This window comes from Elstera cyanobacteriorum (assembly GCF_002251735.1).
In the GTDB taxonomy this organism is placed as follows: Bacteria; Pseudomonadota; Alphaproteobacteria; order Elsterales; family Elsteraceae; genus Elstera; species Elstera cyanobacteriorum.
The window spans coordinates 1-12,323 of record NZ_NOXS01000028.1 but is presented as its reverse complement, the minus strand read 5'-3'; the positions used below and the strand labels follow the sequence as shown (position 1 = coordinate 12,323).

Annotated in this window: 25 protein-coding genes; all 25 read right to left on the bottom strand. The window is 60.3% G+C overall.

From position 1 onward, the window contains the following. Position 1: 1 nt before the first annotated feature. The 25 genes from rpsK to rpsJ all read right to left on the bottom strand — a co-directional run bounded on the left by rpsK (position 2) and on the right by rpsJ (position 12,208). Complete coding sequence (gene rpsK, locus CHR90_RS04695) at positions 2-394, bottom strand: 30S ribosomal protein S11 (RefSeq protein WP_094407834.1); 393 nt, start codon at positions 392-394, stop codon at positions 2-4. Between the two features lie 12 nt (positions 395-406). Continuing rightward, on the bottom strand, positions 407-775 hold the full coding sequence (rpsM, locus tag CHR90_RS04690; protein WP_094407833.1) for a 30S ribosomal protein S13: 369 nt from the start codon (positions 773-775) through the stop codon (positions 407-409). 106 nt (positions 776-881) lie between these two features. Continuing rightward, entirely contained in the window at positions 882-1,538 is a 657-nt protein-coding gene (locus CHR90_RS04685) for an adenylate kinase (protein ID WP_094407832.1), read from the bottom strand. Next, complete coding sequence (gene secY, locus CHR90_RS04680) at positions 1,535-2,887, bottom strand: preprotein translocase subunit SecY (protein WP_094407831.1); 1,353 nt, start codon at positions 2,885-2,887, stop codon at positions 1,535-1,537. Before secY ends, CHR90_RS04685 begins: the two co-directional genes overlap by 4 nt. Positions 2,888-2,921: 34 nt before the next feature. Further along, positions 2,922-3,392 (bottom strand): 50S ribosomal protein L15, encoded by a 471-nt coding sequence (gene rplO / locus CHR90_RS04675; RefSeq protein ID WP_094407830.1) that lies wholly within the window; start codon positions 3,390-3,392, stop codon positions 2,922-2,924. A gap of 66 nt (positions 3,393-3,458) precedes the next feature. Further along, positions 3,459-3,653 (bottom strand): 50S ribosomal protein L30, encoded by a 195-nt coding sequence (gene rpmD, locus CHR90_RS04670; protein ID WP_094407829.1) that lies wholly within the window; start codon positions 3,651-3,653, stop codon positions 3,459-3,461. A gap of 4 nt (positions 3,654-3,657) precedes the next feature. Then, complete coding sequence (rpsE, locus tag CHR90_RS04665; protein ID WP_094407828.1) at positions 3,658-4,227, bottom strand: 30S ribosomal protein S5; 570 nt, start codon at positions 4,225-4,227, stop codon at positions 3,658-3,660. A 14-nt stretch (positions 4,228-4,241) separates the two neighbouring features. Continuing rightward, complete coding sequence (gene rplR / locus CHR90_RS04660; protein WP_094407827.1) at positions 4,242-4,604, bottom strand: 50S ribosomal protein L18; 363 nt, start codon at positions 4,602-4,604, stop codon at positions 4,242-4,244. An 11-nt stretch (positions 4,605-4,615) separates the two neighbouring features. Continuing rightward, on the bottom strand, positions 4,616-5,149 hold the full coding sequence (gene rplF / locus CHR90_RS04655; RefSeq protein WP_094407826.1) for a 50S ribosomal protein L6: 534 nt from the start codon (positions 5,147-5,149) through the stop codon (positions 4,616-4,618). A 13-nt stretch (positions 5,150-5,162) separates the two neighbouring features. After that, positions 5,163-5,561 (bottom strand): 30S ribosomal protein S8, encoded by a 399-nt coding sequence (gene rpsH / locus CHR90_RS04650; RefSeq protein WP_094407825.1) that lies wholly within the window; start codon positions 5,559-5,561, stop codon positions 5,163-5,165. A gap of 14 nt (positions 5,562-5,575) precedes the next feature. After that, a complete protein-coding gene (gene rpsN / locus CHR90_RS04645; RefSeq protein ID WP_094407824.1) occupies positions 5,576-5,881 on the bottom strand; it encodes a 30S ribosomal protein S14 in 306 nt (101 codons plus the stop codon). Between the two features lie 15 nt (positions 5,882-5,896). After that, complete coding sequence (gene rplE, locus CHR90_RS04640; RefSeq protein ID WP_094407823.1) at positions 5,897-6,439, bottom strand: 50S ribosomal protein L5; 543 nt, start codon at positions 6,437-6,439, stop codon at positions 5,897-5,899. An 8-nt stretch (positions 6,440-6,447) separates the two neighbouring features. Further along, complete coding sequence (gene rplX, locus CHR90_RS04635) at positions 6,448-6,771, bottom strand: 50S ribosomal protein L24 (RefSeq protein WP_094407822.1); 324 nt, start codon at positions 6,769-6,771, stop codon at positions 6,448-6,450. Then, the gene (rplN, locus tag CHR90_RS04630) at positions 6,771-7,139 is read right to left on the bottom strand and encodes a 50S ribosomal protein L14 (protein WP_094407821.1); all 369 of its coding nucleotides are present in this window, start codon (positions 7,137-7,139) and stop codon (positions 6,771-6,773) included. Before rplN ends, rplX begins: the two co-directional genes overlap by 1 nt. A gap of 3 nt (positions 7,140-7,142) precedes the next feature. Next, positions 7,143-7,400 (bottom strand): 30S ribosomal protein S17, encoded by a 258-nt coding sequence (gene rpsQ / locus CHR90_RS04625; RefSeq protein ID WP_094407820.1) that lies wholly within the window; start codon positions 7,398-7,400, stop codon positions 7,143-7,145. A gap of 31 nt (positions 7,401-7,431) precedes the next feature. Next, complete coding sequence (gene rpmC / locus CHR90_RS04620; protein ID WP_094407819.1) at positions 7,432-7,623, bottom strand: 50S ribosomal protein L29; 192 nt, start codon at positions 7,621-7,623, stop codon at positions 7,432-7,434. A gap of 2 nt (positions 7,624-7,625) precedes the next feature. Next, positions 7,626-8,045 (bottom strand): 50S ribosomal protein L16, encoded by a 420-nt coding sequence (rplP, locus tag CHR90_RS04615; protein ID WP_094407818.1) that lies wholly within the window; start codon positions 8,043-8,045, stop codon positions 7,626-7,628. A gap of 19 nt (positions 8,046-8,064) precedes the next feature. Beyond that, complete coding sequence (gene rpsC / locus CHR90_RS04610) at positions 8,065-8,745, bottom strand: 30S ribosomal protein S3 (protein ID WP_094407817.1); 681 nt, start codon at positions 8,743-8,745, stop codon at positions 8,065-8,067. Next, positions 8,745-9,125: a 50S ribosomal protein L22 gene (gene rplV, locus CHR90_RS04605; RefSeq protein ID WP_094407816.1), complete on the bottom strand. Its 381-nt coding sequence runs from the start codon at positions 9,123-9,125 to the stop codon at positions 8,745-8,747. Before rplV ends, rpsC begins: the two co-directional genes overlap by 1 nt. Before the next feature lie 4 nt (positions 9,126-9,129). Then, positions 9,130-9,408, bottom strand: a complete 279-nt coding sequence (gene rpsS, locus CHR90_RS04600; protein ID WP_045777292.1) for a 30S ribosomal protein S19 — start codon at positions 9,406-9,408, stop codon at positions 9,130-9,132. An 11-nt stretch (positions 9,409-9,419) separates the two neighbouring features. Beyond that, complete coding sequence (gene rplB / locus CHR90_RS04595; protein ID WP_094407815.1) at positions 9,420-10,247, bottom strand: 50S ribosomal protein L2; 828 nt, start codon at positions 10,245-10,247, stop codon at positions 9,420-9,422. A 3-nt stretch (positions 10,248-10,250) separates the two neighbouring features. Continuing rightward, on the bottom strand, positions 10,251-10,571 hold the full coding sequence (locus tag CHR90_RS04590) for a 50S ribosomal protein L23 (RefSeq protein WP_094407814.1): 321 nt from the start codon (positions 10,569-10,571) through the stop codon (positions 10,251-10,253). Further along, positions 10,568-11,185, bottom strand: coding sequence for a 50S ribosomal protein L4 (rplD, locus tag CHR90_RS04585; RefSeq protein ID WP_094407813.1), 618 nt, complete (start codon positions 11,183-11,185; stop codon positions 10,568-10,570). The genes CHR90_RS04590 and rplD overlap by 4 nt, the downstream gene beginning before the upstream one ends. Positions 11,186-11,188: 3 nt before the next feature. Further along, on the bottom strand, positions 11,189-11,884 hold the full coding sequence (gene rplC, locus CHR90_RS04580; RefSeq protein WP_094407812.1) for a 50S ribosomal protein L3: 696 nt from the start codon (positions 11,882-11,884) through the stop codon (positions 11,189-11,191). A gap of 15 nt (positions 11,885-11,899) precedes the next feature. Then, the gene (gene rpsJ / locus CHR90_RS04575; RefSeq protein WP_094407811.1) at positions 11,900-12,208 is read right to left on the bottom strand and encodes a 30S ribosomal protein S10; all 309 of its coding nucleotides are present in this window, start codon (positions 12,206-12,208) and stop codon (positions 11,900-11,902) included. Positions 12,209-12,323: the final 115 nt, after the last annotated feature.

The following is a 12,323-nucleotide window of genomic DNA, read 5'->3' as shown; positions in this document are numbered from 1 at the left end:
ATCAGACGCGGCGCCGCTTCGGCGGACGGCAGCCATTGTGCGGGATCGGGGTCACGTCGCGGATCGACGTCACCGAGAAACCCACCGCCTGCAACGCGCGAAGCGCGGATTCGCGGCCAGCGCCCGGACCCTTCACTTCGACTTCCAGCGTGCGCATGCCATGTTCCATCGCCTTGCGACCGGCATCTTCGGCAGCAACCTGGGCAGCATAGGGGGTAGACTTGCGGCTGCCCTTGAAGCCCTTCGTGCCCGACGACGACCAAGCAATCACATTGCCCTGCGCATCGGTGATGGTGATCATGGTGTTGTTGAACGTCGAGTTGACGTGCGCCACACCCGACGTAATGTTCTTGCGCTCGCGGCGGCGAATGCGCGTAGCAGGAGCCTTGGCCATAAAACCTTATCCTTACTTCTTCTTGCCGGCGATCGGCTTCGCCTTGCCCTTGCGGGTACGGGCATTGGTGTGGGTCCGCTGACCGCGCACCGGCAGGCCCTTGCGATGACGCAGACCGCGGTAGCAGCCGAGATCCATCAGCCGCTTAATCTGCATGGCGACCTGACGACGCAGATCCCCTTCAACGGTATATTCCCGGTCGATCAGCTCACGAATGCGAAGCACTTCTTCGTCATTCAGCTGATGCACCCGGCGCTCGGTTGCGAAACCGAGTTTCGCACAGATGTCGCGGGAGGTCTTGCGGCCAATGCCGTAAATATAGGTAAGGCCGATCTCCACGCGCTTCTGCGTCGGAATGTTCACGCCTGCAATGCGCGCCACGCTCTAACTCCTTAAAAAGAGGGTCAACGATGTTCCGCCGACCCTACTCGTAACCGTCCGATTGAGGGGCGGCATTATAGGAAGGCAGACTTAAGAGTCAACTCATTCACACCTTGCTCGGCTGAAGAATCTCTTCAAGCGAGCGGGTCACATCGGCGATGTCCGCCATGCCATCGATCGTCCGTAACACCCCGCGCTCCCGATAGTAGGGAAGAATGGGGGCCGTCTGATCGTGGTATACTTTCAACCGGGCCGAAACAGCTTCCACCGTATCATCGGCCCGCCGCACAAACTCTGTTCCGCCGCAGCTATCACAGACCCCTTCGGTCTTGGGCTGCTTGAACAGATCATGATACCCGGTCCCGCAGTGTTTGCAGGTATAGCGCCCGGTAATCCGTTCGGTCAGCGCGGCTTCATCAACCTTCATTTCGATCACGTGATCGAGCTTCAGGCCCTTCTCGACCAGCATCGTATCCAGGCCTTCCGCCTGGGCAACCGTGCGCGGAAAACCATCAAGGATGAAGCCCTTGGCGCAGTCCGGCTGGGCAATACGGTCGGCGATCATATCGATCATCAGCGAATCGGGCATCAATTGACCAGAGGTCATGACGCGCTTCGCTTCCTGCCCCAAGGCGCTACCCGATGCCACAACAGCGCGCAGCATATCGCCCGTCGAAAGCTGCACCAAGCCATAGGTATCCTGCAGATACCGCGCCTGCGTCCCCTTACCCGCCCCCGGCGGACCTAAGAGAATGATGTTCATCCACGCCTCCCTCGCAGTTTGGCCTTTTTGATTAGGCCTTCGTATTGATGCGCCACCAGATGCGAATGGACTTGGGCAACCGTATCCATCGTCACCGTCACTACGATCAGCAGGCTTGTGCCGCCGAAGTAGAAGGGCACCGAGTACTGCGAGATGAGAATTTCGGGAAGCGCGCAAATTGCCGCGATATACAGCGCACCGAGAACCGTTAACCGCGTCAGAATATGATCGAGGTGATTGGCCGTATTCTGACCGGGCCGAATCCCCGGAATAAAGCCGCCGTGCTTCTTCAAATTCTCTGCCGTCTCTGCCGGATTGAACACAATCGCGGTGTAAAAGAACGAGAAGAAGATGATCATCCCGACATAAAGCGCCAGATATAGCGGTTGGCCGTGGGCGATATTCTCGCTAATCCACCGCAGCACCGGCGGCAGATCGACCGTCGATTGCCCCGAGAAACCGACCAAAGTGCTCGGCAACAGCAGCAGTGAGCTGGCGAAAATCGGCGGGATAACCCCGGCGGTGTTCAACTTCAGCGGTAGGTGACTCGACTCGCCGCCAAACACCCGATTGCCGTGCTGACGCTTGGGGTATTGGATCAAAATGCGACGCTGGGCGCGTTCCATGAACACGATGAACAGGATCACACCGACAACAACGCCTAGCAGCACGATGATAAAGGCCGCCGACATCGCCCCGGTGCGCCCCAGCTCCAGCAATCCGGCCAGAGCACTCGGCAGGTTCGCGACGATCCCCGCGAAGATAATCAGCGAGATACCATTGCCGACACCGCGGGCCGTAATCTGCTCGCCCAACCACATGACGAACATCGTGCCGCCCACCAGGGTAATCACGGCGGTCAGACGGAAGAAAAGGCCCGGATCCAGCACTGCCGACCCAGACGGTCCTTGGAAACTCTCAAGACCAATAGCAATGCCATAAGCCTGCCCGGTCGCTAGCAGCACCGTAAGATACCGCGTATATTGATTAAGCACCTTGCGGCCGCTCTCGCCTTCCTTTTTCAAGGTTTCAAGGCGTGGGCTCACCGCGGTCATCAATTGAATGATAATCGACGCTGAAATATAGGGCATGATATTGAGCGCGAAGACGGTCATACGACCCAACGCACCCCCGGCCAGCATGTCGAACATGCCGAGAATGCCGCCCGCATTCTGCCGGAAAATCTCGTTCAAGACCTGCGGGTCGATGCCCGGCAGGGGAATATACGTCCCCAGCCGGTACACGACGAGCGCGGCCAGCGTAAACCAAATCCTCGCCTTCAACTCCGTCGCCTTCGAAAAGGCGCTGAAGTTGATGTTTGCAGCTAATTGTTCTGCCGCCGATGCCATCAGGTTTTAACCGCCAACCGTTATCGAAGAACGCTTACGCTTCTACCGGAGCCGGCAGGACGACCGAGCCGCCCGCCTTTTCCACCGCCGCCACGGCTGCCGGGCTGGCAGCATCGAGCTGGATGGTGACCTTCGCCGTCAGCTCGCCCTTGGCCAGCAGACGGGTCGGCGCATCGGCGATCCGAATAAGACCAGCCGCCGCGAGAACCTCGCCGGTAATGGTCTGATCGGCCGGCAGACGGCCTTCGGTCAGGGCTTTCTGAATCGATCCGACGTTAATGACCTGATAGGTCACGCGGAACAGATTGTTGAAGCCGCGCTTCGGCAGACGGCGATGCAGCGGCATCTGACCGCCTTCAAAGCCACCGATCGAAACGCCGGTACGGGACTTCTGCCCCTTCACACCGCGGCCCGAGGTCTTGCCCTTGCCCGACCCGATACCGCGACCGACACGCATCCGGCGCTTACGCGCGCCTTCATTGTCCCGGAGTTCGTTAAGTTTCATGATGTTCTCCTCGGAAGAAGGCGCGGGGCGTTTCCGCCCCGCCCGATCCAAGCGCGCCCTTGCGGGTTACGCCTGGTCTTCGACCTTCACCAGATGCTGAACCGTCCGGATCATACCGCGGACCGCCGGAGTATCCTCCAGCACGCGGCTGCGGTGCAGCTTGTTGAGCCCAAGCCCCTTCAGCGTATCGCGCTGATAGGCTTCGCGACCGATCGGCGAACCGATCTGGGTGACCTTAACGGTCTTAGCCGTGCCACTCATGATCTTACGCTTCCTTCGCAGCGGCGGCTTCACCGTCGCGACGACCGAGGATGTCGGCAACCTTCTTGCCGCGACGGTTGGCAACCGCGCGCGGCGACACCGTGCCCGACAGGGCATCGAAGGTGGCCTTAATCATGTTGTGCGGGTTGGAGGTGCCCAGCGACTTCGCAACCACGTCCTGCACGCCCAGCGCTTCGAACACTGCACGCATCGGACCACCGGCGATGATCCCCGTACCGGCGGCTGCCGTGCGGAGAACGACGCGGCCCGCGCCAAAGTGACCATTGGCGTCATGATGCAGCGTGCGGTTTTCCCGCAGCGGCACCTTCACCATGTTGCGCTTAGCCTGTTCGGTGGCCTTGCGGATGGCTTCCGGCACTTCACGCGCCTTGCCCGCCCCATGACCAACGCGGCCCTTACCATCGCCCACGACCACCAGAGCGGCGAAGCCGAAGCGACGGCCCCCCTTCACCACTTTGGCGACGCGGTTGATACCAACCAGCTTTTCAACCAGTTCCGATTCTTCGCGTTCGCGCGGCTGACGCTCGCGGTCCCGACGATCTTCCCGTGCCATATGAAAAGCCCCCCTTAGAACGCCAGCCCGCCTTCGCGGGCGGCGTCGGCCAGGGCCTTCACCCGGCCGTGGTAGATGTAACCGCCACGGTCGAAGACGACCGTCTCAACGCCCTTCGCCAGCGCACGCTTGGCGAGGAGCGTACCGACAGCCTTGGCGGCTTCGATATCGGCACCGGTCTTCAGTTGACCGCGCAGTTCTTTGTCGATTGACGATGCGGCGGTCAGGGTGATGCCCTGCGCGTCGTCGATCACCTGCGCATAGATATGCTTGCTCGAGCGGAATACCGACAGCCGCGGGCGGCCGTTGGACGTTGCCCTCAGTCGCGTACGGACGCGCTGACGACGACGCTCGAAGAGTTCTTTCGGCTTCATCATGGTCCGCGTCCTTACTTCTTCTTGCCTTCCTTACGCAGGATGGTCTCTTCCTCAAACTTGATCCCCTTGCCCTTGTAGGGCTCGGGACCACGGAAGCGACGAATCTCTGCGGCGACCTGGCCGACCTTTTGGCGGTCGGCACCGGAGATGGCCAGCAACGTCGGCTTTTCAGCAACGACGGTGATGCCTTCCGGCAGGTCGTAATCGATATCGTGGGAATAGCCGAGCTTCAGCTTCACGACCTTGCCCTGCACATCGGCGCGGTAACCGACGCCGTTGATTTCGAGCTTACGGGTGAAACCGGTGCTGACGCCCTTCACCATGTTGTTGATATGGGCACGGGTCGTGCCCCACATGGCGCGGGCCTGCTTCGTTTCCGAAACCGGCTTGACGGTGACGGAGTTGCCGTCAACCGTGGTTTCCACATCGCTGGACAGGGTAAGGCTCAGCGTGCCGAGCTTGCCCTGGGCTTCAAGGACGCCGTCCTTCACCGAAACAGTGACGCCGGCCGGAACCGAGACGGGATACTTACCAACTCGTGACATTGGTGAGCCTCCCTTAGAACACGCGGCAAAGCACTTCGCCGCCAACATTGGCAGCGCGCGCTTCGGCGTCGGACATCACGCCACGGGGCGTGGAGAGGATCGAAATGCCAAGACCATTGTAGAACTTCGGCAGATCTTTGATCTTGGTATACACGCGGCGACCGGGTTTGGAGACACGCTTGATCTCCTTAATCACGGCCTGGCCTTCGTGATACTTCAATTCGATACGCAGTTCCTGGACGCCGGCCCGCACGTCGGCCTGAGTGTAGTCGCGGATGTAACCTTCACGCTTCAACACTTCGAGCACATTCGCCCGCAGCTTCGATGCCGGGGAATTGACCACCGACATACGCGCATGCTGGGCGTTGCGGATGCGCGTCAGCATATCCCCTAAGGGATCGCTCATCGCCATATCCTAAACTCCTCTTACCAGCTCGACTTGACCAAGCCAGGAATCTGGCCGGCCGACCCCAGTTCGCGCAGTGCATTACGGCACAGCTTGAACTTGCGATACACGGCGCGCGGGCGACCCGTCGCCTCGCAGCGATTGCGCACGCGAACCTTCGCCCCATTGCGGGGCATTTCAGCCAGTTTCAGGGTGGCGGAGAACCGTTCTTCCAACGGTGCATCCTTATCCTGAATGATCGCCTTCAGCTTAGCACGACGGTTGGCGTGCTGAGCCGAGAGCTTCTCCCGGCGCTTGTTCTTTTGAACAGAACTCGTCTTAGCCATTGACCTTCTCCGCCTTTACGACGCGAACGGCATTTGAAAGCCCTTAAGCAGGGCACGCGCTTCGTCGTCGGTCTTAGCGCTCGTGACGATGATGATGTCCATCCCGCGGATATCGCTAACTTTGTCGTAGTCGATTTCCGGGAACACCAACTGTTCCTTGAGGCCGAGGGCATAATTGCCGCGACCGTCAAAGCTCTTGGCGTTCACACCGCGGAAGTCACGCACGCGCGGCAGCGCAATGGTGATCAGGCGGTCAAGGAATTCATACATCTTCTCGCGACGAAGGGTGACCTTCGCACCGAGAGCCATACCTTCGCGGATCTTGAAGCCGGCGATCGACTTCTTCGCATAGGTCTTGATCGGCTTCTGACCGGTGATCAGCGCGATTTCGCCGACGGCCGCATCCAGCTTCTTCGAATCCTGGACAGCTTCACCGACACCGACGTTGATCACGATCTTTTCGATCTTCGGAACCTGCATGGGGTTCTTATAACCGAACTCTTCGATCAGCTTCTGGCGAACAACGTTCTTGTAATGGTCTTGCAGACGGGTAGCCATGCTGCACCTCAAACGTCGATTTGCTCGCCGGAGCGCTTGGCGTAACGCACCTTGCGACCATCGGCGAGGAATTTGTAACCGACGCGGGTCGGCTGCTTGGTCTTGGGATCGATATGGGAAACGTTGGAAACGTGAATAGCCGCTTCCTTTTCGACAATCCCGCCCGCTTGCATCTGCGTTGCGCGCGTATGGCGCTTCACAATGTTGATGCCCTGGACTTTGACCCGGTTTTCTTTCGGCAGAACTTCGATGACTTCGCCAGTCTTGCCGCGGTCACGACCGGTGGTCACAATGACCTGGTCGCCCTTCTTGATCTTCAGTTTGACGGACATCACAGAACTTCCGGCGCCAGCGAGATGATCTTCATGAAGTTCTTCAACCGCAGCTCGCGCGTCACCGGCCCGAAGATACGGGTGCCGATCGGCTCGTTCTGCTTGTTGATGAGAACGGCGGCATTGGTGTCGAACCGAATCGACGACCCGTCCGAACGGCGCACTTCCTTCGCAGTCCGCACGATCACAGCCCGATGCACGTCGCCCTTCTTCACGCGGCCGCGCGGAATGGCTTCTTTAATCGACACGACAATAATGTCGCCGACCGCAGCCGTCTTCCGCTTCGAACCGCCCAGGACTTTGATGCACATGACTCGGCGTGCGCCGGAATTATCGGCGACGTCCAGGTTAGTTTGCACCTGAATCATGGGTTACGCTCCTTCGCCCGTCACGACCGCATCATCGGTCACGACTTCCCAGGTTTTCGACTTCGAGATCGGGCGGCACTCGCGAATCTTCACGAAATCGCCGGTCTTGAAGCTATTGTTTTCATCGTGCGCGGCATATTTCTTCGTCCGCGTGATGAACTTCTTGTAGACGGGATGCATGACGCGACGCGACACCAAAACCGTAACGGTTTTGTCGTTCTTATCGCTCACCACCCGCCCTTGCAAAACGCGCCTTGGCATTTAAGCAGTCTCCATTCGGAAAGCGACCCTTTTAGCGGGTCGCGGCCCGTTCCGCCAGCACTGTTTTGATGCGAGCGACCTGGCGCCGCACATGGCGGACCCGCGCCGTATTCTCAAGCTGACCGCTGGCCTGCTGAAAGCGCAGATTGAACTGCTCTTTCTTGAGGTTGACCAGCTCATCCTTGAGCTGGTCGTCGGTCTTCGTGCGGATATCTTCGGCCATCGTTAAGCTTCCTCACCGATACGCTGCACGAACTTCGTGCCGACCGGCAGCTTGGCGGCGGCCAGTTCGAACGCCCGTTCGGCGATTTCGCGCGGCACACCGTCCATTTCGAACATGATGCGACCCGGCTTAATACGGGCGACCCAGAATTCCGGCGACCCCTTACCGGAGCCCATGCGGACTTCGGCAGGCTTCGACGAAACCGGAACGTCCGGGAACACGCGGATCCAGATACGACCGACGCGGCGGATATGACGCGACATGGCGCGACGGGCCGCTTCGATCTGACGGGCCGTGATCCGGCCCGGCTCCAGCGACTTCAGGCCGAACGACCCGAAAGCCAGCTGCGTCCCGCCCTTGGCATTGCCATGGATTCGGCCCTTGTGGGCCTTGCGGAACTTCGTGCGCTTTGGCTGCAACATCGTTTTATTCCCTTACGCCTTAGCGGGCCGGCTGCTGTTCAGCAGCGCGCTTGTCCTGGGCCATCGGGTCGTGCGCCATCACTTCGCCCTTGAAGATCCAGACTTTGACACCGCAGGTGCCATAGGTGGTCTTCGCGGTACCAACGCCGTAATCGACATCGGCACGCAGGGTGTGCAGCGGCACGCGACCTTCGCGATACCATTCCATGCGGGCGATTTCCGCACCGCCGAGACGACCCGAGCAGTTGATACGGATACCCTGGGCGCCGAGACGCATGGCCGACTGCACGGCGCGCTTCATGGCGCGACGGAAGGCGACACGGCGTTCCAGCTGCTGGGCAATGCTTTCCGCAACCAGCTTGGCGTCGAGTTCCGGCTTACGGATTTCGACGATGTTGAGGTTCACTTCGCTCTTCGTGAACTTCGACAGTTCCTGACGCAGCTTTTCGATATCCGCGCCCTTCTTGCCGATCACCACACCCGGACGGGCCGAATGAATGGTGACGCGGGCCTTCTTGGCCGGACGTTCGATGACGATGCGGCTAACGCCAGCCTGGGCCAGACGCTCCGAGAGCATCTTGCGCAGCTTCAGATCCTGGTGCAGCAGGTCGGCATAATCCTTGTTCCCCGCGAACCAACGCGAGTCCCAAGTGCGGTTGATCCCGAGCCGAAGCCCGATCGGATTAACTTTCTGACCCATTACACCGTCTCCTCGCGCTCGCGCACAACGATGCGCAGGTGGCTGAAGGGCTTTTCAATGCGCGACGCACGGCCACGCGCCCGGGCATGGAAGCGCTTCAATTCGAAGCTCTGCCCGACCGAGGCTTCCTTCACATACAGCTTGTCAACGTCAAGCTGATGGTTGTTTTCGGCATTCGCGATGGCCGACTGCAGAGCCTTCTTCACGTCCTTCGCGATGCGACGGGTGCTGAAGGTCAGTTCGGCCAAGGCCACATTGGCCTTTTTCCCACGAATGAGCTGAGCCACGATGTTCAGCTTCTGTGCCGAGATGCGCAGATTGCGCACCACGGACAGGGCTTCGGTGTCGGCAAGCTGCCGCGGCAAGGGTTTCTTGCTCATCGCCTTACTTCCTCTTCGCCTTCTTGTCGGCGGCGTGACCGTAGAACGTGCGCGTCGGCGAGAATTCGCCGAACTTGTGCCCGATCATATTGTCCGTCACCAGAACGGGAATGAACTTCTGGCCGTTATAAACGCCGAACGTCAGACCCACGAATTGCGGCAGGATCGTCGAACGACGCGACCAAATCTTGATCACTTCATTCCGGCCCGAAGCCCGAGACTTATCTGCCTTCTTCAGAAGGTATCCGTCAACAAACGGACCTTTCCAAACGGAACGCGCCACGGCGGTTCTCCTTACTTCGCGTGACGACGGCGGACGATCAGACGATCCGTCGCCTTGTTATTACGGGTCTTCTTACCCTTCGTCGGCTTACCCCACGGGGTAACCGGATGACGGCCGCCCGAGGTACGGCCTTCACCACCGCCGTGCGGATGGTCGATCGGGTTCATGGCAACGCCACGGACCGACGGGCGACGGCCAAGCCAGCGCATACGACCGGCCTTACCGTAGTTGACGTTCTGCTGATCCGGGTTCGACACGGCGCCGATGGAGGCCATGCACTCACCGCGCACCATGCGGAGTTCGCCCGAAGCAAGGCGCAGCTGAGCATAGCCCTGGTCGCGACCGACGAGCTGGGCGTAGGAACCCGCCGCACGGGCCAACTGACCACCGCGACCGATCTTCATTTCCACATTGTGGACGATCGTGCCGACCGGGATGTTGCGCAGCGGCATGGCATTGCCCGGCTTCACGTCGGTCTTTTCACCGGCGATCACCGTATCGCCCGCCTTCAGGCGCTGCGGGGCCAAGATATAGGCCTTTTCGCCATCGGCGTAGGTGATCAGGGCGATGAACGCCGAACGGTTCGGATCGTATTCGAGACGGTCAACCGTCCCAACCACGTCGTACTTACGGCGCTTGAAATCGACCAGACGATAGCGGCGCTTGTGACCACCACCGCGGGTGAAGGCAGTGATACGACCGGTATTGTTGCGACCGCCGGTCTTCTTCAGACCTTCGGTCAGCGTCTTTTCCGGCTTGCCTTTCCACAGTTCCGAGCGATCAACCAGCACAAGCTGACGCAGGGACGGCGTAATCGGTTTGAAAGTCTTCAAGCCCATAGCTTACACCCCCGTCGTCAGGTCGATGGTCTGGCCGTCAGCCAGCTTGACCATCGCCTTTTTATAGTCCGAGCGCTGACCGGGACGGCCCTTGAACAGCTTGCGCTTGCCCTTGACGGTCACGGTATTCACGGCCTTCACCGTCACGCCGAACACCATTTCCACAGCGGCTTTGATTTCCGGCTTGGTGGCGTCCGTCGCAACCTTGAAGGTCACGAAGTTCTTGTCGGTGATGAACGTCGCCTTTTCGGTGATGACCGGCGACAGGATGATGTCGTAGGCGCGTTCACGGCTCAGCGCCACGCCCTTCTTCGCCTCACTCATTTCAGGCGAGCCTCCAGCTCCTGAACGGCGGCGCGGGTCAGGACCAGCGTGTCGCGACGGATGATGTCGTACACATTGGCGCCCTGCTGCGGCAGCACGTCCACATTCTTGATGTTCCGGGCGGCGCGGGCGAAATCGGCGGCAACGGTCGTGCCATCGATGAACAGCACCGACGACCAACCGCGCTTCGCGAACGCATCGGCGACGGCCTTGGTCTTATCCGCACCCAGCAGCGTATCGACGATGATCAGCTTGCCTTCGGCTTGCTTCGTCGACAGCGCGGTCCGCAACCCGAGGGCGCGCACCTTCTTCGGCAGCGAATAGCCATGATCGCGCACGACCGGCCCGTGGATCACAGCACCACCGCGGAACTGCGGCGAGCGCAGCGAACCTTGGCGGGCGTTACCGGTGCCCTTCTGCGAGTACGGCTTCTTGGTCGTCCCGGCGATATCCTTAATGCCCTTGGCCTTATGGGTACCGGCGCGACGCTTCGCAAGCTGCCAATGGATGACGCGGGCGAGGATATCCTTGCGGGGCTCGAGGGCGAACACTTCGTCCGCCAGATCGATCGTCCCGGCCTGTCCGGTGAACAGGGTTTCGACTTTAACTTCCATCGCTTACGCCTCCGCTGCGGCTTCGGTCTTCAGCGCGGCCGGGAAGGGCAGGCCTTCCGGCTGGGCGCGCTTCACCGCGTCGCGAACCAAAACGAACCCGCCGGCCGAACCCGGAACGGCGCCCTTCACGAGGATCAGGCCGCGTTCGGCATCGGTGCCGACAACCTTCAGGTTCTGAGTGGTCACGCGGACATCGCCCATGTGACCGGCCATCTTCTTGCCTTTGAAGGTCTTACCGGGATCCTGACGGTTACCGGTCGAACCGTGCGAACGGTGCGACACGGAAACACCGTGCGAAGCGCGCAGACCACCGAAGTTGTGGCGCTTCATACCCCCGGCGAAACCCTTACCGATCGAGGTGCCCGTCACATCGACGAACTGGCCCGCAACGAAATGGGCGACCGACAGTTCGGCGCCGACATCCAGCAGGGCTTCCGCATCGACGCGGAATTCCACGACCTTGCGCTTCGGCTCGACCTTCGCGGCAGCGAAAGTGACGCGCTGGGCCTTATTGACGTTCTTCACCTTAATCGCGCCTGCGCCGAGCTGGACGGCATTGTAGCCATCGCGCTCTTCCGTGCGCACGCCGACGACCTGGCAGGCATCAACCTTCAGGACGGTCACGGGGATATGCTCACCCGCGTCGTCGAAGATCCGGGTCATGCCCAGTTTCTGGGCGATCAGACCAGACCGCTTCATTGTCATCCCTCCGGCTTACAGCTTGATCTCGACGTCGACACCCGACGCCAGGTCGAGCTTCATCAGCGCGTCCACGGTCTGCGGGGTCGGATCGACGATATCCAGAAGGCGCTTATGGGTGCGCACTTCGAACTGTTCGCGGCTCTTCTTATCGATATGCGGCGAACGATTGACGGTGAACCGTTCGATTTGGGTCGGCAGCGGAATCGGACCACGGATGCGGGCGCCAGTGCGCTTCGCCGTGTTCACAATCTCGCTGGTCGACTGGTCAAGCACACGATGATCGAATGCCTTCAGCCGAATACGGATGTTGGTGCTGTCCATTTCACTTCTCCGGCTGGGTGCCGGGGCAAGAACACGCCCCGGCCCTATCAGCCATGGTTCTTTAGGAGTTACGCGACGATTTTAGCGACGACGCCGGCGCCGACGGTACGACCGC

Excerpts from the sequence above, each read along its gene's own strand:
- rpsK (WP_094407834.1), bottom strand. The coding sequence starts at position 394 with ATGGCCAAGGCTCCTGCTACGCGCATTCGCCGCCGCGAGCGCAAGAAC.
- CHR90_RS04685 (WP_094407832.1), bottom strand. The coding sequence starts at position 1,538 with ATGAACATCATTCTCTTAGGTCCGCCGGGGGCGGGTAAGGGGACGCAG.
- secY (WP_094407831.1), bottom strand. The coding sequence starts at position 2,887 with ATGGCATCGGCGGCAGAACAATTAGCTGCAAACATCAACTTCAGCGCC.
- rplO (WP_094407830.1), bottom strand. The coding sequence starts at position 3,392 with ATGAAACTTAACGAACTCCGGGACAATGAAGGCGCGCGTAAGCGCCGG.
- rpmD (WP_094407829.1), bottom strand. The coding sequence starts at position 3,653 with ATGAGTGGCACGGCTAAGACCGTTAAGGTCACCCAGATCGGTTCGCCG.
- rpsE (WP_094407828.1), bottom strand. The coding sequence starts at position 4,227 with ATGGCACGGGAAGATCGTCGGGACCGCGAGCGTCAGCCGCGCGAACGC.
- rplR (WP_094407827.1), bottom strand. The coding sequence starts at position 4,604 with ATGATGAAGCCGAAAGAACTCTTCGAGCGTCGTCGTCAGCGCGTCCGT.
- rplF (WP_094407826.1), bottom strand. The coding sequence starts at position 5,149 with ATGTCACGAGTTGGTAAGTATCCCGTCTCGGTTCCGGCCGGCGTCACT.
- rpsH (WP_094407825.1), bottom strand. The coding sequence starts at position 5,561 with ATGGCGATGAGCGATCCCTTAGGGGATATGCTGACGCGCATCCGCAAC.
- rpsN (WP_094407824.1), bottom strand. The coding sequence starts at position 5,881 with ATGGCTAAGACGAGTTCTGTTCAAAAGAACAAGCGCCGGGAGAAGCTC.
- rplE (WP_094407823.1), bottom strand. The coding sequence starts at position 6,439 with ATGGCTACCCGTCTGCAAGACCATTACAAGAACGTTGTTCGCCAGAAG.
- rplX (WP_094407822.1), bottom strand. The coding sequence starts at position 6,771 with ATGTCCGTCAAACTGAAGATCAAGAAGGGCGACCAGGTCATTGTGACC.
- rplN (WP_094407821.1), bottom strand. The coding sequence starts at position 7,139 with ATGATTCAGGTGCAAACTAACCTGGACGTCGCCGATAATTCCGGCGCA.
- rpsQ (WP_094407820.1), bottom strand. The coding sequence starts at position 7,400 with ATGCCAAGGCGCGTTTTGCAAGGGCGGGTGGTGAGCGATAAGAACGAC.
- rpmC (WP_094407819.1), bottom strand. The coding sequence starts at position 7,623 with ATGGCCGAAGATATCCGCACGAAGACCGACGACCAGCTCAAGGATGAG.
- rplP (WP_094407818.1), bottom strand. The coding sequence starts at position 8,045 with ATGTTGCAGCCAAAGCGCACGAAGTTCCGCAAGGCCCACAAGGGCCGA.
- rpsC (WP_094407817.1), bottom strand. The coding sequence starts at position 8,745 with ATGGGTCAGAAAGTTAATCCGATCGGGCTTCGGCTCGGGATCAACCGC.
- rplV (WP_094407816.1), bottom strand. The coding sequence starts at position 9,125 with ATGAGCAAGAAACCCTTGCCGCGGCAGCTTGCCGACACCGAAGCCCTG.
- rplB (WP_094407815.1), bottom strand. The coding sequence starts at position 10,247 with ATGGGCTTGAAGACTTTCAAACCGATTACGCCGTCCCTGCGTCAGCTT.
- CHR90_RS04590 (WP_094407814.1), bottom strand. The coding sequence starts at position 10,571 with ATGAGTGAGGCGAAGAAGGGCGTGGCGCTGAGCCGTGAACGCGCCTAC.
- rplD (WP_094407813.1), bottom strand. The coding sequence starts at position 11,185 with ATGGAAGTTAAAGTCGAAACCCTGTTCACCGGACAGGCCGGGACGATC.
- rplC (WP_094407812.1), bottom strand. The coding sequence starts at position 11,884 with ATGAAGCGGTCTGGTCTGATCGCCCAGAAACTGGGCATGACCCGGATC.
- rpsJ (WP_094407811.1), bottom strand. The coding sequence starts at position 12,208 with ATGGACAGCACCAACATCCGTATTCGGCTGAAGGCATTCGATCATCGT.